Genomic DNA, 18,134 nt, shown 5'->3' with positions numbered 1-18,134 from the left:
TTGCCTTTCAAATTTTTTCTTATTTTAGCTTAAATTCTGTAATGTCAAGCACATACCCCCCCCCCCCCCCCGCACATCTTTAAAGGTAAAAAGCTTGTCTTCACACACATAGCTGATTTCATTATCCTCTCCCACAGGACTTTTCCTGCCTTGTAATTTTTCGAGCATTTTAGGCAGTTCTTTACGGCATAAAGCCTTATCACTCATTCTAAGTCCGTGCTCTAGGCTTTTTACCGCGCGTCCGTCTATGTCATTTTCATCTTTGATTAAATGCAGCGTATCATCAAAGCCCAGTTCTTTAAGTTTTTGGCTTAGTTCTATCTTTTGTGCAGCAGGTGCGCCATCATCTAAATTTGAGTGATAATGCACGAAAATCGTTTTTGTGGATTTTTGAGCGAGAGTTTGAAGATGTTTGGTATTTAAAATCGTTCTTGCATAATAATTTGCATTAGAAAAATAATAAGGCGAATTTTCATCTTTCGTCCAAAATTTCTTCACAAAACAAGCAAGCATATAATGCTTTCCTTTAATGGCAAATTCAGGCACCCCCGTCTCACGCCCTAAAATGTGCGGCAACCAAGGTAAAACGACCCCACTATTATCCAGCACGCCATCGACATAAAAAGGTGCGATTTTCGCACAAAGCATAGCTAAATAGCCCCCGTAACTCCCTCCCACATAAATTTTAGGAAGCTCTGCAAATTCAGGCATTTGTAGGGCTAAATCTTTCACAACGCACATTATATCAAGTGCGCTCATAATGCCGTAATTTTGATAATCCCCATTTTTAGGCACGACATCACAATTAAGACGCACCATAAAATTTTCTTCCAAAACCTTATTATTCTTATACTCTTGCAAATGCTCATCTATCCACGGCAAAAAGCCTAAATAATTGCTCGCATCAACTTTATCATTACACTTTAAAAGCTGCAAAATTTTTTGCATAAGCTCTATATCCTTAGCATTTGGAATTAAGTAAGGATTATAAGGCTCTATGACACCTACCCTTGCACAAAAGCAGTGATAAATGGGACTTATAACGCATACAGGGTGTGCTTTCGCCACGCTTTTACGCTCAAAATCAAACAAATTCATATTATTATTTGCACCAAAACCGCCGATTAAAAACACTAAAGCCTTAATGTCCTTGCTATCATCGTAACTTAAGCGGTATTCAAGCTTTGAATTTCTTTTAATCCCAAGCTCCACATCACAGGCTCCGTCTATAAAAAAACTCTTTTCTATAAGCATTAATTCACCTTAAAATTTTAAACGACATTATAATCAATTTTACAAAATATTTAAGTTTTGTTTTTTTTTTTTTTTTGATAGAATACGAATTTTTAAATTCTCAAATGAAAGGTTTAAAATGTTTAATTCCCTAAACATAGGCGTAAAGCTTGTCATATCCGTGGCGATTGCCATTATTATCGGCTTGATAGTTTTTGTTGGTGTTGTATCTGTTCAAGTTAGCAACACAATGCAAGGAGAAGCCGAAAAATTAATGCTTCAAGCCTCTAAACGCTATGCAAATAATATCGAAGGCGCACTTAATGAAAGCATAGCCTTAACCAAATCTACCGCAAGAGCCATCACAAACTCAATCAGAAGTGAGGGCTATTTCAGCATTACTAATGCAGAAAATGTTATAAATAATATTTTTGATAGCTCCGCCTATGCTTCTTACACTTTTTTATATCTCAATGATAATACTATGCTAAATGGAGCAAATGTAAGAAAAGAGTATAGAAGTGAAAAAGGGAAATTTGGTATGCTTCTTTACGATACAGACACCTCCAAAGCAAGTGAGCTTGAAAGACTGCAATTTAGCGAGAAAATGACAGAACTTCCTGCTGTTAAAAGGGTCGCTCAATCCGTCAAAGCTATGGACTTAGATACCATTTATGTAGGAATTCCTGTGAAAATGAATTTTGGTAAGGGAGAATTTATAGGAGTTAATATGGCTATGCCTTTATTTGGTCCTAGAGGAGAATATATCGGTATAGTAGGCTACACTTTTGATTTAAACGACTTTTCAGATGCTTTACTTGATTCACGCCTAGATCTTTTTGAGGGGGATTATAGAGTCTTACTAGCAAGTGATGGCACAGTAGCCGCACACGAAAATCCAGAAGTTTTACTCAAAAATGTAACTGAAATCAACAAATACTCCCCAGAAAGCTCTGCTAAAGTTTTAGAAGTTGTCAAGGCAAATGAGGACATCGTTTTAAGCGACTACACCTCACCAGCTGGCAGACCAAGCTTTGCTGCCGTAGCTAGTATAGCGACCATAGGAGATAGTAGCCACTGGAGCATTTTAACTGCCGCACCAAAAGATAGCGTTTTAGCACCTTTGCGTAAAATGCAATTTCTTTTTGCTGCTTTATCAATCGTTTTCTTAGCGATAGTTTTATCAGTTGTATATTTCCAAGTGCATAAAATTGTAGGTAAAAGACTGCCTATACTTGTCAATGCACTCGATTCTTTCTTCCGTTACATCAATCACGAAAAAGTAGAAGTTCATACCATCAAAATCAATGCTAAAGATGAGTTAGGACACATCGGCGAAATGCTTAACCAAAACATTCAAGCCACCAAAGAAGGCTTAGACCAAGATAAACAAGCTGTAAAAGAAAGTGTTACCACAGTAGGCATAGTTGAAAACGGAGATTTAACAGCAAGAATCACAGCTAATCCTAGAAACCCACAACTCATAGAACTTAAAAGTGTGCTTAATAATCTCCTTGATGTCTTACAAACTAAAGTGGGTAAAGATATGAATAAAATCCACTCTATCTTTGAAGAATTTAAAAGCTTAGATTTTAGAAACAAAATAGAAAATGCCACAGGTAGTGTAGAAGTAACCACTAATGCCCTAGGCGAAGAAATCATCAAAATGCTTAAACAAAGTTCTGATTTTGCAAATTCTTTAGCCAATGAAAGTTCCAAACTTCAAAACGCTGTGCAAAATTTAACTTCAAGCTCAAATTCTCAAGCTGCTTCTTTAGAAGAAACTGCTGCTGCTTTAGAAGAGATTACCTCCTCTATGCAAAATGTCTCTCAAAAAACCAGTGATGTGATTACTCAAAGTGAAGAGATTAAAAATGTTACAGGCATTATAGGTGATATAGCTGATCAAATCAATCTTCTAGCCCTTAATGCTGCCATAGAAGCAGCACGTGCAGGAGAACACGGAAGAGGCTTTGCCGTCGTGGCTGATGAAGTGAGAAAACTAGCTGAAAGAACCCAAAAGTCTTTAAGTGAGATAGAAGCAAATACTAACTTACTTGTTCAATCTATCAATGATATGGCAGAAAGCATTAAGGAACAAACTGCTGGTATTACACAGATTAATGAAAGTGTGGCTCAAATAGACCAAACCACCAAGGATAATGTGGAAATTGCTAATGAAAGTGCCATCATCTCTAACACAGTAAGCGACATCGCTACAAATATCCTTGAAGATGTGAAGAAGAAGAAGTTTTAAAAAATTTAACTCTTATAGGTAATCCCCATTTCAGGGATTACCCTTTCATTTTTTTTTTTTTTGATATAATCCCTCTTTTTAATTTTAAACTTCATTTTGAATTAAATTTAACCACAAAAGGAACATAATGATTACTAATCCAAACTCAGCCACACAAAGAATTAAAAATCATCTTTCTTATAAACTTGGTCAAGAACTCATTAAGTATGACACGGGGGGGGGGGGGGGGGGGGGTAATATCCTTATTTTTTAAACTCTACCATATTAAAAGAACGCATCACAAAGATCTTAAAATTTACCAACAAATTACCAAAATCTTTCCACAACTTCACTATCCGCCTTTAAAACAATGTGAGGATTATCAACAAGGCTTAGAATGCAAATTTCATCTTTCATACCTTTTAGGCTCTGCCCTCATTAAAGCAAGTAAAGCTTGGTATAAAGGAGGATATTTAAAACTTTTTAAAGATATTAAAGGGGCAAAAAAACTTTATAAAGCCTTAAAAGAAATCAAAGAAAGCTTAGGAGTAATGCCAAATTTAGAAGGTATAACAACAGCTCATCTACAAAGCTTACAAGCTTTTAAAACCCTTTTAAAGACTTCTTATGAACCTTTAAAAAGTCTTCTTTTGCAAAATTTTATCTTTGCACTAACACATTTTAATGAAATTTCTTTATGGCTAAACTCTAAAGAATTTAAAGAAAAATATGAGAAAGAAAATCACCCTTATCCACCTTTATTAAATCCTGATATTTTAAATGAGCTTTTACTCATAGAATGTGATGATAAACAAAACTTAAAAAGTGTTTTAAAAGAACAAGCCTTCAAGCTAAGCAAGGAAGCTTTAGCTTATATCAATGCTAATCTTGATTATAGACTAATCCCTGCTGAAAAAGCTTGGGAGATGAACTTGCCTTTGCCTAGGAGGTATGAGTTTGTGTTAGTGGCCACACATGGAACTGGCTCTAAAGCATTAGGTATTTTTTTTAAATTGTGCCAAACAATATGGATTGAATGTACTGAAAATGGTAAAGAAAGTTTTATATATTTTTTTAATTGTTTAATTTCGTATTCTGGGTATAAATTTTTAGCATTTCAATGTTTACCCATGGAATATAAAAAACTTCTTGCACTGATAACTCTCAATGTAGATTATCTATTTTTAGTTAGAGATCCATTTGAAATTTGGACATCTTATTCAAATCATAGAATAAAAAATGATTCATTCAATAAAACCATTAATATAAATGATGATTTATACGAGGCTTTAAATATATTCTTATATTTAAGTAGTTGGACAGATAAGCCGTTAAGACCCGACGAAAATAATGAAGATACTTGGATGAGATTAGATGAAAGAAATATGAATGGTAGATCATGTGCATTTGAAGGTAGCATCATAAAATATAGTAAAAATTGCAAAAATGTTTATTATATACAAACAAAAGACTTATATAAAGACAGAGCTTTTGAAACTATGAAATATCTCGGCAAAACATTTTCTTTTGATGTTCCAAATAGTCCGAAGCTATTTGAAGAACAAAGAATAGGTGATTTAAATATTTTTTTTCCTCGAACAATATTGTTTAATAAAAAATTTAATTTAACAATTGAAATTCAAACAATTTATATGAACTATGATGAAAATATCTTTACAAACATTAAAACTTTAATATATCCAAAAGATGGAGCTTTTTTTAACGAGATTGTTTTATTATACGAAAAGAAAAAAATGGAATTTTTAACAAAATTTCAAATTGAACAACTTGTAGAATATTTTAAGAAATTTTCAATGACCATTAAAGAGCGATTAAAAATAGAATCCAAAAATAGAATTAAACCCGAAGATCATTTGAAAGTTTTTCAAAAATCCAGTAAAACTAGAACTAAATTGAAGGAAATTTATGATAGAGAATTTCAATTTATCAAAACCCATCGTCCTGATATCGTAGCTTCGTGGAAGTATTATCAGGAGTTTGAAAAAATGTGTGAAAATTTATAGATTATGAGAAATTTAAGCCTTTAATTTATTATCGGAGTCGATAGATAAGAAGAAATATAGCTTTTTAAAATAAAGTTTATTTGCAACTCCGTTAAAATGGCTTTTGGTAAATTAATAGAGTCTAAATCACCTATCTTAAATCCTATAAATTTTCTTTAACTTTATCTCTTGTGTGAAAATTTGAGTTTTTCTATTATAATTTTATGACATAATTTATAAAAATTGTTAAGGAGAAAATATGCCTTTTGTTAATATCAAAATTACTAAAGAAAATGAAATACCCACAAAAGAACAAAAAGAGGCATTAATACAAGGCGTAACCGAACTCATCGCAAAAATCTTAAACAAAAATAAAGCCTCCACCGTCGTCATCATCGATGAAATCAACACCGATAATTACGGACTTGGAGGCGAAAGTATCACGCAGGTAAGAAAAAAGCGGTCTTAAGCTTTTAAATTTTTATACATTTTTTGACAAAGTTTTAAATTTAAATCTTTAAGATAGGTTAAATTCTCTCTTTGTGCTTTCACATCATCAAGTTCTAGCTCTACACAGCTTATCCCCTCATATTCACCAAGCTCTTGGATAATCTCACCTTTGGGGCTAATAATTTTCGTTTTTCCAGCAAATTCAATGTAACTATCCTTTACCTTAGAAAATTCCTTTCCACAACGATTCGCCGCTACGACAAAACACCCACTCTCCAAAGCCCTTGCCCTGCTTGCTAAGTCCCACACATAAGCCCTTGCCACGCCAAATGCAGCAGGGTAAATAAGAATTTGCGCCCCTTGCAAAGCCAAAAATCTCGCACCCTCGCTAAAGCCTATTTCATAGCAAATCCCAAGTCCTATCTTGACCTTAAATTTTTCAAATTTCAGTTCAAAAATGGGATATTTTTTGCCCCTATTAAATCTCTTTTTCTCATTATCATAAAGATAAATTTTGCGGTACTTACCCAACACACCCTTTTTGGAAAGTATGTAGGCTGTATCGTAAAGCTTATTTTTACTTTTTTCTATGCTATTTGCGATGATGTAGGCATTATAAATTTTTGTTAATTCTATTAGAGGAGCTAAGGTTGAGCTTTTAATATCATTTAAGTCAAGCCCTAGTTTTAAGTCTTTATCCTCCACACAATAGCCACTATCAAAAAGCTCTGGTAAAACCACTATTCTAGCACCTTCCTCTAAAGCCTTCTTAGTCCAAAACACCGCTTTTTCCATATTAGCTTCACGCTCAAAAGACGCCGGAGAGAATTGAACGCTGGCAAGTTTTACTTTACTCATAAAAACTCCTATTTGTAAATATTTATTTAATTGTAATTTTAATTATTTTAAATTATTCTTAACAAATTTTGATTTAAATTTTTTTAGTTAAAATGTAAATAAAATTAAAATTTCTGTTACAAAGTGAAACAATGGCAAAAAATAAACCCGTTTTTGAATGTGAATCCTGTGGAAATCAGCAAAGTAAATGGCTAGGAAAATGCCCTGAATGTGGAGCTTGGGATAGTTTTATCGAATTAAAAGCCGAGCAAGTAGCTACCTTAAAAGAACTTGCTAAAAAAATTTCCACTCCAAGTGAGGCAGTGTGCATTGAAGATGTGGAGCTTGAAAATTTCACACGCATAAGCACCGAAGATGCGGAGCTTGATCTTGTTTTAGGCGGAGGCATAGTAGAGGGTTCTCTTATTTTAATAGGCGGAAGTCCTGGCGTGGGTAAATCCACTCTTTTGCTCAAAATCGCTTCAAATTTAGCACAAAAAGGCAAAAAGGTCCTTTATGTCAGCGGAGAGGAAAGTAAAACGCAAATCAAACTAAGAGCCGATAGACTCGAAGCAAATAGCCCCAATTTATTTCTTCTAACAGAGCTTTGTTTTGAAAATATCATCGAAGAACTTCACAAGCAAAATTATAATTTTCTCATTATCGATTCCATACAAACGCTTTATACTTCAAAAATCGCCTCCGCCGCAGGTTCTATCACGCAAGTAAGAGAGCTAACTTTTGAGCTAATGAAAGTAAGCAAAATGAAAAATATCAGCACTTTCATCATAGGACACATCACAAAAGACGGCGCCATAGCAGGTCCTAGGGTTTTAGAACATATGGTCGATGTGGTGCTATACTTTGAAGGCGATGCAACTAAGGAAATAAGGCTTTTAAGAGGTTTTAAAAATCGCTTTGGAAACACAAGCGAGGTGGGGATTTTTGAGATGGGTTCTAGGGGTTTAATTTCGGCTAAAGATTTGGCTAGTCGCTTTTTTTCTCGCACAAAAGCAAGTGCAGGTAGTGCGCTTAGTGTCGTGATGGAAGGCTCACGCGCCCTTGTGCTTGAAATTCAAGCTCTCGTTTGTGAAAGCTCCTATCCTAAACGCAGTGCCACAGGCTATGAAAAAAACCGCCTTGATATGCTACTAGCCCTCTTAGAACGCAAACTTGAAATCCCTCTAGGGCATTATGATGTATTCATCAATGTCAGCGGAGGGGTTAAAATCAGCGAAACGGCAGCAGATTTAGCAGTCGTGGCGGCTATCATTTCAAGCTTTAAAAACCGCCCCTTGAGTAAAGATAGCGTTTTCATCGGTGAGCTAAGCTTAAATGGTGAAATTAGGGAAGTCTTTAGCCTTGATGTGCGTTTAAAAGAAGCGAAAATGCAAAATTTCAAAAATGCCATTATCCCTAATAAAAGCTTAGAAAATTTAGGTTTAAAATGCTTTGTCGCTAAAGAAATTTCACAAGTTTTAGAATGGATGTAACAAAATAGAAAAAAACAAATGCTACAATTTTCTTTTAAGGATAAAAAATGACTCAAATAGGAATTTATGGTGCAAATGGGCGTATGGGGCGTATGATAGAGCTTTGCTTAAGGGAGGAAACGGAGGCAAAACTTGCTATGCTTTATGATAAAGGCGGAAATTTAGACCAGCTTTTTGAAAAAAGTGAGGTGATTATCGATTTTTCTTCACCTCTTGGGACAAGTGAGCTAATAGCCTACGCTAGAACCACGCCAAAGCCTTTAGTCATAGGCACAACAGGGCTTGACGAAAAGACTATGCAAACTCTTCATCAAGCAAGTGAAGTAATGCCCATTTTTTACGCGACAAATATGTCCTTAGGTGTTGCAGTGCTAAATCATCTTGCCACAAAAGCAAGTGCTATGCTTAAAGAATTTGATATAGAAATTTTAGAAATGCATCATCGTCACAAAAAAGACTCTCCAAGTGGCACGGCAATGACCCTAGCCACAGGCGTAGCAAAAGCGAGAAATTTGGAATTATCTAAAGTAAGAATTAGCGGTCGTGATGGTTTAATAGGCGAGCGTAGTAAAGATGAAATCGCCGTGATGAGCTTAAGAGGTGGAGATATCGTAGGAAGGCATACTGTTGGCTTTTATGAAGAGGGGGAATTTTTAGAACTTAACCACACAGCAACCTCAAGAGCGACCTTTGCTAAAGGTGCGATTAAAATCGCTAAATGGCTCCACAAAAAAGAGGCGGGGCTTTATTCAATTAATGATTTTTTAGGAATTTAAATGTGTGCAGTTGTAGGAGTGATTAATTCATCAAATGCTAGCACTTATGCGTATTACGCACTTTTTGCTATGCAGCACAGAGGACAAGAGGCAAGTGGGATAAGCGTGAGTGATGGGGAGAAAATAAGAACCATTAAGGCAAAAGGCGAAGTGAGTCAAATTTTTAATGGGGAGAATTTAAAAAATCTAAATGGAAGCCTAGCCATAGGACACAATCGCTACTCAACCGCCGGAAATTCAAGTCTAAATGATGCCCAGCCCATAGCCGCCACTTGTATCCTAGGCGACATAGCCCTAGCACACAATGGAAATTTAGTTAATAAAGAAGAAATTCGAAACGCACTGATTAAAGATGGTGCCATTTTTCGCACAAATATGGACACAGAAAATGTCGTGCATTTAATCGCAAGAAGCAAAAAAGATAGCTTGAAGGAAAGATTTATAGAAAGTTTATCAAAATGCGTTGGGGCATACTGCTTTGTTTTAGCAGATATTAATAAGCTTTATGTGATGAGAGACCGCTTTGGTGTGCGTCCTCTTTCTTTGGGGCGTTTAAAGGACGGAGGCTACATTGTAGCAAGTGAAACTTGTGCTTTTGATTTGATAGAGGCTGAATTTATCCGCGATGTTAAACCCGGAGAAATGCTCATTTTTACGCAAGGTGAAGAAGAATTTGAAAGCTTGCAGCTTTTCAAAGAAGAACCTAGGATTTGTGCTTTTGAATACATTTATTTTGCAAGACCTGATAGTATAGTCGAGGGAAAAAGTGTGTATGAGGTGCGTAAAAAAATGGGCGAGAATTTAGCGAAAAAATTCACCCACAAAGCCGATTTTGTAGTTCCCGTGCCAGATAGCGGAGTAAGTGCTGCCATAGGCTTTGCACAAACTTTAAAACTCCCTCTTGAAATGGCTATTGTGAGAAATCACTATGTAGGACGCACCTTTATAGAGCCAACTCAAGAATTACGCAATCTTAAAGTTAAATTAAAACTCAACCCTATGCAACCCGTTTTAGAAGGTAAAGAAATAGTCGTCATTGATGATAGTATAGTGCGTGGAACGACCTCAAAAAAAATTATCTCCCTTTTACGCGCAGCTGGGGCGAAAAAAATTCATCTTGCCATAGCCTGTCCTGAAATCAAATTCCCCGATCTTTACGGCATAGACACGCCGACTTTTGAAGAGTTAATTAGTGCCAACAAAAGCACTGAAGAAGTAAGAGAGTATTGCGGTGCGGACACTTTGAGTTTTTTAAGCATAGAAGAGCTTGTTGAAAGCATAGGAACTGAAAGGGCTTACTCTCTCATTAGTTTTGATGGGGATTATTTTATTAAGGAGTGAAAATGAAGCTTACAAATCCTCTTGATATGCACCTGCATTTAAGAGATACACCTATGCTTGAATGCGTTACGCCTTATTCTGCGAAAGATTTTAGAGCCGCTGTGATTATGCCAAATTTAATCCCCCCACTTTGCGATTTAGTCTCCTTAAAAGCTTATAAAAGTCGCATTATAAAGGCAAGTGAAAATGAGCTTTTTACGCCATTAATGACCCTTTTTTTTCAGCATTATGATGAGAAATTTTTAGAAAAAGCAAGAAGCGAAATTTTTGGTATCAAGCTTTATCCTGCGGGGATTACGACCAATTCAAACGGAGGCGTTTCAAGCTTTGACTTAGAAAATTTAAAACCCACGCTTTTGGCAATGAGTGCTTTGGAAATCCCTCTTTTGATCCACGGAGAAACGAATGATTTTGTAATGGATAGAGAAGCGAATTTTGCCAAAATTTATGAAAAACTTGCCCTTAATTTTCCAAAACTTAAAATCATAATGGAGCATATCACTACAAAAGCACTTTGCAAACTTCTAAAAGACTACGAAAATTTATATGCGACCATAACCTTACATCATCTTATTTTAAGCCTTGATGATGTGATAGGAGGTAAAATGCAACCTCATCTTTTTTGCAAACCCATAGCTAAAACTTACGAAGATAGAGAAGCCTTATGCGAGTTAGCCTTTAGTGGCTATGAAAAAGTAATGTTTGGAAGCGATTCCGCCCCACACCCAAAAAGCGAAAAAGAGTGCTGTGGCTGTGCGGCTGGAGTGTTTTCTTCCCCTGTGGCTCTAAGTGTTTTAGCGGAGCTTTTTGAAAAAAATTCAAATGAAACAAATTTGCAAAAATTCATTTCAAATAACGCTTGTAAAATTCATAAACTAAGCTTTGAAAAAGACAAAATTATTGAGCTTAAAAAAGAAGAGTGGCAGGTAGCAGAAGAATATAATAAAATCGTGCCTTTTATGGCTGGGGAAAAATTAAAATTCCAAACAAGCTACTAATTCCGCCCTAAGGCGGAAGTTTTTAAGCTTTATGCACAAGTGCGTCTCTTATATCTATGACAAGATAGATAACAAAAAAACTAAGAAATAAAGCAATAAAACTGCCTATTAAAGAAAATAAGCCAAAGATAAATCCAACGCTAAACATCACAACAAGAGAATAAATCAAAGCAATGACAAAACTCGCAACCACAATAGCATCGAGAAGTAAGCGTCCAAATCTTACGACAAAATTTTTAACCATTAAAATTCCTTTAAAATAAATAATTTAGCCATCTACAATCAAAAGTTTAATTGTAGAATGGATAGTTTCGACAATGTCATTTTTCACAAGTTTTTCCACTTCATCTTTTGAGGCTTTTACGCCGTTCATATCCAAATGCCACAAAGCATTTTCAATCGCCTCTTCACGCGTTCTTTTTACCACGCGTCTTTCCTCAAAAATCACCTTATGAAAGTCGATGTCATTTTCTAGCAAAAAGCTCTCAAAATCTTGTTTGTAAAAACCCTTAAATTCTGTTTTAAAATGCTTAAAAATAGGGTCTAAGAAATCACTCTTTCTCAAATCTGCCCAAGCAAGATAAATTTTCTTCTGTGCTAAATTTAAAAAATGTTTATAATCGTTTTGCAAGGCTGGAGACATACTTAAAAAAGCGATATCAAAGCGTGAATTTGCGTTTTCTTTTATAAAATCTTTAAAGCTTAAATTCACACTTTTAACATTACTAAGTTTTAATTTTAATGCATCTTCTTGCAAAATTTCAAGCATAGCCTTAGAATTATCAAGAGCTAGAACTTCTTTTGCTAAAAATGCTAAATGCAAGGTCCAAACGCCCGTCCCACAGCCTATATCAATGACGCTTTTATCTTTAAAATCAAGCCCTAGTTTTTGAAATTCCTCAAAGCTTTGTTTTTGAATTTCATTTAAAGTAGGACTAAATCTCGCATAAGTTTTTGCCTTTTTATCCCACAAATTCATATTAAAGTCCCATTTTGAAAGGGTTTAAAATATTATTTGGGTCAAAGGCTTTTTTAATATTTCGCATTAAATTAAGCTCGGCTTCACTAAAAGCAAGGCTCATAAAAGGTGCTTTTGAAATGCCTATGCCATGCTCCCCACTTAGCGTTCCACCAAGCCCAATAGTAAGCTTAAAAATTTCTTCCACCGCCTCATAGCCTTTTTTCACTTGCTCTTTATCATCTTTATCCTTAACCATCACATTTGTATGCACATTTCCATCGCCTGTGTGTCCAAAACAAGGGATTTTAAAGCCATATTTTTGCGAAATTTGCTCTATCCCCTCCAAAAGTTCTGGAAGTTTTGAGCGTGGGACCGTGATATCCTCATTAAGTTTTAAAGTGCCATATATCGCTATACTTTGAGAGCAATTTCTCCTAGCAAACCATATGTCGGACACTTCATTTTCATTTTGTGCAACTTTAAATTCAAGTGCTCCAGCCTCTAAAAAATGCTCTCTTAAACGCTTTAAATCCTCCTCTACACTCTCCTTGACATTTCCATCCACATCACAAATTAAAATCGCTCCAGCCTCGACATTTAAGCCCTTGTGAAATTTCTCCTCCACAGCTCTTATGCTTAAATTATCCAAAAATTCCATACTTACAGGATTCACTCCTCCTGCAAGACTTTTATAAACAGCATTCATCGCTTCTTTAACGCTTGCAAAGGTAGCAAAGGCAGTTTTTTTAAGCTTTGGCATAGGGATAAGCTTTAAAGTCAGCTCACTTAAAATAGCTAAAGAACCCTCACTAGCAATCAAAATCCCCGCTAAATTATACCCTGCTACATCTTTAATGGTGCGTTTTCCAGCCCTTATAATATCGCCATTTGCAAGCACAGCCCTTAAAGCCATCACATAATCTTTTGTAATGCCGTATTTCGCCGCTCTCATACCGCCAGCATTTTCACTCACATTTCCTCCAAGACTTGAATACTCCATACTAGCAGGATCAGGCGGATAAAAAAGTCCGTGTTTAGCAACTTCTTTTTGTAAAGCCATATTAATCACGCCCGGTTGCACTACGGCAACTAAATTTTCTAAATCAATTTCTAAAATTTGATTCATATGCTTTTCAAAGCTTAAAATTAAGCCTCCATTAACAGCTAAAGCCCCGCCTGTAAAGCCAGAGCCTGAACCTCTTGGGATAATGATGATTTGTTTTTCATTGCAGTATTTTAAAATTTCACTAATATCCTCTTCATTTCTAGGAAAAAGCACACCATCGGGCAAATAATGCTTCCTAGTCGCATCGTAGCTATAAGCTCTTTGATGTATAGCGTCAAAATGAGCATTTTCTTCGCCTAAAAGTTTTTTAAAATGTTCTTTAAATTCACTTTTCATCATTTTTATTCGCTTTTTTTAAGTCAATTAAAGTTTCGTAATAGCGGTAAAAATTCCCCATTTGCACCGGATTAAAATCAAAAAAATCACGTTCATATCCACCCACTCTTGAGTAAAATGGTTGTTGCAAACTCTTAGGCTTAATATTTAATGCTTCCTCATATAAAGTCATAAAACTTTGACAATCCACAATTTTAAATTTATCCCTCAAAGCAAGAATTAAAACTCCCACAGCATTTTCTGAGCAAAATTTTCTCAAATCAGAACGCTTAGGAGCAAGTCCCCCTGTGCGTATGAGCTGTGCACCCAAAATATCAATGTGTGTAAAATAAATTTGTGGAAATTTTTGCGTCAAAAAATCATAGCTTTGCTTATCAGGAGCGATTACCAAGCCCCTATCATACAAGAAATTTAAAATCACCTCATCACCAGCTTGAGGCAGGACATTTGGCAGAGGTAGGGCATCTTGTGCTAGGGAGTCAAAAACGCTAAATTCAAGTTTAGCTATGCCATTATTTTTCTCTATGACTTCAGCTCTTGCGATGATACTTTGAGACTCTTTAAAACGATACATCACAATTCCACTAGAATAAAGTGCCAAATTTTCATTATCTTTCACATAGCCATAAATATCCTCAACCTTTAAAAGTGGTGTAGAAATAGGCTTTAAATTAAATTCAGCCATTAAACTCGCACCTGAAATCATCAATAACAAAATCCATCGTAACACGCTAACTCCTTAAGTAAAAATATGATTATAATAGCTTTTTGTTAAAGAATTGTAAGAAAAATAAAGTAAAATTAAGATTTTAATCAAGCAAAAGGCACTTTATGAAAAGATTTATTTTGGCATTAAGCTTACTTACCAGTTCCCTTTTTGCCTCATCTAGCGTGGAAGAGAGATTGTGGGATAATGGCGATACACTTTTACAATTTTTACAAAGAAATTCTATACCTATGGCTTTATACTACAATCTTGATAGAGAAGACCAAGAATTAGCCTCCGAAATCGCCTCAAGAGCAAAATATCAAATTTTAAAAGACACAAACGGACAAATTGAGCAAGTGCTAATCCCCATTAGCGATGAACTTCAAATTCACATTTATAAAAGCAAAGATGAATACAAGCTCACCTTCACGCCTGTGGATTACACAAAAGAAGAAAGGGTTTTACGCATAGAGGTTAAAACTTCCGCCTATCAAGATGTTTATGAAGAAAGTCAAAGCTCAACCTTAGCAAGGGCTATGGTAAGGGCTTTTAAAAGCAGTGTAAATTTCCGCTCTATCCAAAAGGGGGATAAAATCACTCTTTATTATTCTCAAAAAAGACGCGAGGGTAAGCTTTGGGGGGATATAACTATTCATATGGCTATGGTCGAGATTAATAAAAATGCTAGAGAAATTTTTCTTTTTAATGACACTTATTATGGACGCGATGGTAAAGAGCTAGAGTCTTTTTTACTTGCTAAACCTGTGGTTTATAAAAGAATTTCTTCCCATTTTACCACTGCACGCTTTCACCCTGTGCTAAAACGCTACCGTGCACATCTTGGGATAGATTATGCCGCACCCACAGGCACACCCGTAAAAAGTGCTGGTAATGGCACGGTAAGCTTTGTCGGCACACAAGGAGGTTATGGTAAAGTGATTAAAATCAAACATGCCTCAGGCTACACAACCCTCTACGCTCATCTTAGCCGCTTTGCTAAAATCAAAACAGGACAAAAAGTCAAACAAGGGCAGCTCATAGGCTATGTAGGCTCAACGGGTATGAGCACGGGACCGCACCTTCACTTTGGCGTGTATCTCAACAATAAAGCTATCAATCCTCTTTCAGTCGTCAAAATAGCAAAGTCCGAGCTTGGTGCTCAAGCTAAAGCTGAATTCAAGCAAAAGATTAACGCTTACGAAGAGGCTTTACAGAAAATTCAAACAAACCCTCCTAAAGAAGAAGAATTTGGTAATTATATTGAATTTTAAGCCAATGTTTTTAGTGAAATTAACTTTTGCTTTAACTTAGCAAATTGATAATTTCCCTAAAATTTCTTATTGTCCTTATTCTTGGATTCCTACAAATTGATTTTAAGCTATTATAAATTTTCATTTAATACTTTAACATTTACACAATTTGGTGCTTTTCTAAAGTGAGTTTCATTTAAAATTAAGACTTTTAAATGAACTTATAGTAAACTAGATAATTATAATATTTAATTTCTAAATTCAAATTTTCATTTATATTGCCATAAAAAACAATAGGAGTATTTTTTAATCTTTATGTTCCTTTTGTGTTCGTTGTGTTTTAAATTTAATTCAAAATGAAGTTTAAAATTAAAAAGAGGGATTATATCAAAAAAAAAAAAAATGAAAGGGTAATCCCTGAAATGGGGATTACTTGAAGAGTTTTTTAAAGTCTTGCGTAGTGTCAAACATTGAGGTAGTATTAAGATTGGCTCCCATTAAAATAGCTCCACTAAGCTCACTTAAATTTACCCTAATCTCTTCTCTTTTATCTTCGATATAGGCTAAAACTCCTTCATATCCGCCCTTATCAAGCACTAAAAGAGGATTTGAAATTTCAAATTCAAAAAGTTTTTGCCCCACATACACATTAAAAATATTATCAAAAAGTGCTGTCCCCATAAAAGAACAACTATTCACAAGTTGCGATGAGGCTGCGTCTAAAGTGCGTTTTTGCACCTCATCGGTGTCTTTTTGAAGTCTTTGAGTGATATTATTTTGAATTTTCTTAAGACTTAGGTCTAAAACTTGCAAAGCACCTATAAAATCATTTGCATCGCTAATTTGTGAGCAAAGCTGTTTCGCCTTAAATTCACTCACGCCATCAACTTCGCCTAAATGCTGTTTTAAAATGTCTAATTCACTTTTCATTTGCTTCCTTTCAAATATTGCTAAGTTTAAATAAGCAAAAAGCGTTCCTCTTTTAGCCAAATTTCGTAAGCCACGCAACAATTTTATCGCAAAGTTCATTTAAGCCTTTCTCAAAGCCTAAAACTAAAGTATCTATTTGTAAATCCTCAAGTGCAACAAGCACTTCAAAAAATTCATTTTCAAGAATCTTTTGCTTTTTTAAATCAAAAAGTGTTATGCTAAGGCTTATTTTTGCAAAATTTCCTTCTTTTGTGATGACTTGCTCAAAGGACTCCAAACGACTTTTTAAGACTAAATCGACAGGCGTTAGATTCGCCTTTTCCACAACGGCGTTAAAAATGCCACTTTTTTCTAATTTATCCAAAAGCACAAAGCGATAAAAATTACTCGGTAAATCCGCCCAAAAATGATAAGCATAAGTCCCGCTTAAGCCTTTTTTAACATAAATGATTTCCTTAGAATTTAAATATAGAGGCATTTTGGGTTTTAAAATTTGAAGTGTTTTTTGCGAGTGTGTGAGACTTTTTTCATAGCCATAGCTTTTTAAAATGAGGCTTTGCTCCTTATCCACAGAAATTTTAGCACAGCCACTTAAAAAAAATAGTAAAAAAAATGTGAAAATTCGCATCATCTTTCTCCTGGTCCTAGTTTGGGTTGAATTTCTTTAAAAAGTAAATCAGACGGACTTCTTTGCAAATTCTTAATAACCCTATTACTTTCTAAAAGCCAAATTTTAAGAAGCTCTAAGTCTTCTAAAAGAACATCGCGAAGTTCATCGTAGCTATCTATTTTCCTAGCACCTTTTTGCATTAAAAGCGTAAAAGCTTTGCTACTTTCATCGACATTTTGTAGGGTTTGGCGTAAATTTTTCGCACTAAGTTGCACTTCTTTAGCCATCAAAGCGACATTTTTACTAGCCTCGTTTAAATTTTTGCTCAAAGCCTTAGAATTTGCATTTAAATTGACACTAAGTTGGGCTAAGTTGTTTAGCAAAATTTCAATATTTTGTAAATTTTCATCACTTAAAAGCTTTTTGCTTTTATCGTCCGCTGTTTTAATGAGAGAGAAGATCCTCTCTCCCTGTCTGTCAATGGTCGCTAAAAAGCTCTCTTTAAAGGTTATCACAGGGTAGCCTTCATCACTCATTAGTTTTTTAGAATTCACACTTCCTCCTTGAAGCTGTATGAATTTAAGTCCTGTAATACCTTGAAGCTGTAAGGTTGCAAAAGTGTCCTCTTTAATAGGCGTTCCCTTTTTAACCTTAATGAGTATATTAACTCCTAAATTTTGCCTTGTGTAAATGCTGATATTTTCCACACTTCCAACCTCCACGCCAAGAAGTCTCACAGGGGCTTTAAGTCCAAGTCCAGCCACTGATTCTTGTGTGTGAATTTCATAATACTCAAAACTCTCTTCTTCTGAATACCCTCCAAGCCATAACATAAAAATGAGGCTTGCAAAAAACACTCCAAAAATAAAAATCCCAACCCAAAAATAACTCGCCTTATTTTCCAC

Annotated in this window: 18 protein-coding genes; 9 read left to right on the top strand and 9 right to left on the bottom strand. The window is 35.2% G+C overall.

Annotation, left to right across the window (positions count from 1 at the left end):
• Positions 1-24: 24 nt before the first annotated feature.
• On the bottom strand, positions 25-1,254 hold the full coding sequence (locus tag CVULP_RS01490; protein WP_213355909.1) for a DUF2920 family protein: 1,230 nt from the start codon (positions 1,252-1,254) through the stop codon (positions 25-27).
• Positions 1,255-1,372: 118 nt separating this feature from the next.
• On the opposite strand from CVULP_RS01490, the gene CVULP_RS01485 reads away from it, so the two are divergent.
• From CVULP_RS01485 to CVULP_RS01470, 4 genes are all read left to right on the top strand, one after another.
• Positions 1,373-3,490, top strand: a complete 2,118-nt coding sequence (locus CVULP_RS01485; RefSeq protein ID WP_265415680.1) for a methyl-accepting chemotaxis protein — start codon at positions 1,373-1,375, stop codon at positions 3,488-3,490.
• A gap of 127 nt (positions 3,491-3,617) precedes the next feature.
• A complete protein-coding gene (locus CVULP_RS01480; RefSeq protein ID WP_265575624.1) occupies positions 3,618-3,743 on the top strand; it encodes a sugar transferase in 126 nt (41 codons plus the stop codon).
• Between the two features lie 277 nt (positions 3,744-4,020).
• Positions 4,021-5,493 carry a DUF2972 domain-containing protein gene (locus CVULP_RS01475; protein ID WP_265415679.1) on the top strand — a complete coding sequence of 491 codons (1,473 nt, stop codon included), beginning with the start codon at positions 4,021-4,023 and terminating at the stop codon, positions 5,491-5,493.
• A gap of 238 nt (positions 5,494-5,731) precedes the next feature.
• Complete coding sequence (locus CVULP_RS01470; RefSeq protein ID WP_099461234.1) at positions 5,732-5,941, top strand: 2-hydroxymuconate tautomerase family protein; 210 nt, start codon at positions 5,732-5,734, stop codon at positions 5,939-5,941.
• Here the strand turns inward: CVULP_RS01470 and CVULP_RS01465 are convergent.
• Positions 5,938-6,780, bottom strand: coding sequence for a carbon-nitrogen hydrolase family protein (locus tag CVULP_RS01465; protein ID WP_099461235.1), 843 nt, complete (start codon positions 6,778-6,780; stop codon positions 5,938-5,940). The two genes, CVULP_RS01470 and CVULP_RS01465, sit on opposite strands and share 4 nt — an antisense overlap.
• A 131-nt stretch (positions 6,781-6,911) precedes the next feature.
• Here CVULP_RS01465 and radA point away from each other — a divergent pair, with 131 nt between their 5' ends.
• Genes radA through pyrC form a run of 4 tightly spaced genes read left to right on the top strand, consistent with a single transcriptional unit; the run spans position 6,912 to position 11,367 of the window.
• A complete protein-coding gene (radA, locus tag CVULP_RS01460; protein WP_099507219.1) occupies positions 6,912-8,252 on the top strand; it encodes a DNA repair protein RadA in 1,341 nt (446 codons plus the stop codon).
• 47 nt (positions 8,253-8,299) lie between these two features.
• Entirely contained in the window at positions 8,300-9,028 is a 729-nt protein-coding gene (gene dapB, locus CVULP_RS01455; protein WP_099461237.1) for a 4-hydroxy-tetrahydrodipicolinate reductase, read from the top strand.
• Entirely contained in the window at positions 9,029-10,369 is a 1,341-nt protein-coding gene (gene purF, locus CVULP_RS01450; RefSeq protein ID WP_099507220.1) for an amidophosphoribosyltransferase, read from the top strand.
• Positions 10,370-10,371: 2 nt separating this feature from the next.
• Entirely contained in the window at positions 10,372-11,367 is a 996-nt protein-coding gene (gene pyrC, locus CVULP_RS01445; protein ID WP_099507221.1) for a dihydroorotase, read from the top strand.
• 22 nt (positions 11,368-11,389) lie between these two features.
• On the opposite strand, the gene CVULP_RS01440 is transcribed toward pyrC, so the two are convergent.
• The 4 genes from CVULP_RS01440 to CVULP_RS01425 are packed head-to-tail and all read right to left on the bottom strand — an operon-like array spanning position 11,390 to position 14,460.
• Positions 11,390-11,611 (bottom strand): hypothetical protein, encoded by a 222-nt coding sequence (locus CVULP_RS01440; RefSeq protein WP_099461240.1) that lies wholly within the window; start codon positions 11,609-11,611, stop codon positions 11,390-11,392.
• 24 nt (positions 11,612-11,635) lie between these two features.
• Complete coding sequence (locus CVULP_RS01435; protein WP_099461241.1) at positions 11,636-12,346, bottom strand: class I SAM-dependent methyltransferase; 711 nt, start codon at positions 12,344-12,346, stop codon at positions 11,636-11,638.
• A gap of 1 nt (position 12,347) precedes the next feature.
• A complete protein-coding gene (locus tag CVULP_RS01430; RefSeq protein WP_099507248.1) occupies positions 12,348-13,730 on the bottom strand; it encodes an FAD-linked oxidase C-terminal domain-containing protein in 1,383 nt (460 codons plus the stop codon).
• A complete protein-coding gene (locus tag CVULP_RS01425; RefSeq protein WP_372441739.1) occupies positions 13,720-14,460 on the bottom strand; it encodes a plasminogen-binding N-terminal domain-containing protein in 741 nt (246 codons plus the stop codon). Before CVULP_RS01425 ends, CVULP_RS01430 begins: the two co-directional genes overlap by 11 nt.
• A 101-nt stretch (positions 14,461-14,561) precedes the next feature.
• Here CVULP_RS01425 and pgp5 point away from each other — a divergent pair, with 101 nt between their 5' ends.
• The gene (gene pgp5 / locus CVULP_RS01420; RefSeq protein WP_099507223.1) at positions 14,562-15,710 is read left to right on the top strand and encodes a peptidoglycan metallopeptidase Pgp5; all 1,149 of its coding nucleotides are present in this window, start codon (positions 14,562-14,564) and stop codon (positions 15,708-15,710) included.
• A gap of 408 nt (positions 15,711-16,118) precedes the next feature.
• Here the strand turns inward: pgp5 and CVULP_RS01415 are convergent, their stop codons facing one another.
• Genes CVULP_RS01415 through CVULP_RS01405 form a run of 3 tightly spaced genes read right to left on the bottom strand, consistent with a single transcriptional unit; the run spans position 16,119 to position 18,134 of the window.
• Positions 16,119-16,619, bottom strand: a complete 501-nt coding sequence (locus tag CVULP_RS01415; RefSeq protein WP_099461299.1) for a flagellar FLiS export co-chaperone — start codon at positions 16,617-16,619, stop codon at positions 16,119-16,121.
• Between the two features lie 52 nt (positions 16,620-16,671).
• Entirely contained in the window at positions 16,672-17,250 is a 579-nt protein-coding gene (locus tag CVULP_RS01410) for an ABC-type transport auxiliary lipoprotein family protein (RefSeq protein ID WP_099461267.1), read from the bottom strand.
• Positions 17,247-18,134, bottom strand: a complete 888-nt coding sequence (locus tag CVULP_RS01405) for an MlaD family protein (RefSeq protein ID WP_099461268.1) — start codon at positions 18,132-18,134, stop codon at positions 17,247-17,249. Before CVULP_RS01405 ends, CVULP_RS01410 begins: the two co-directional genes overlap by 4 nt.

It is taken from the genome of Campylobacter vulpis (assembly GCF_014217995.1).
GTDB lineage: Bacteria > Campylobacterota > Campylobacteria > Campylobacterales > Campylobacteraceae > Campylobacter_D > Campylobacter_D vulpis.
Note: the sequence above shows the minus strand (reverse complement) of the source record. Positions and strands in the feature narration are given on the sequence as shown.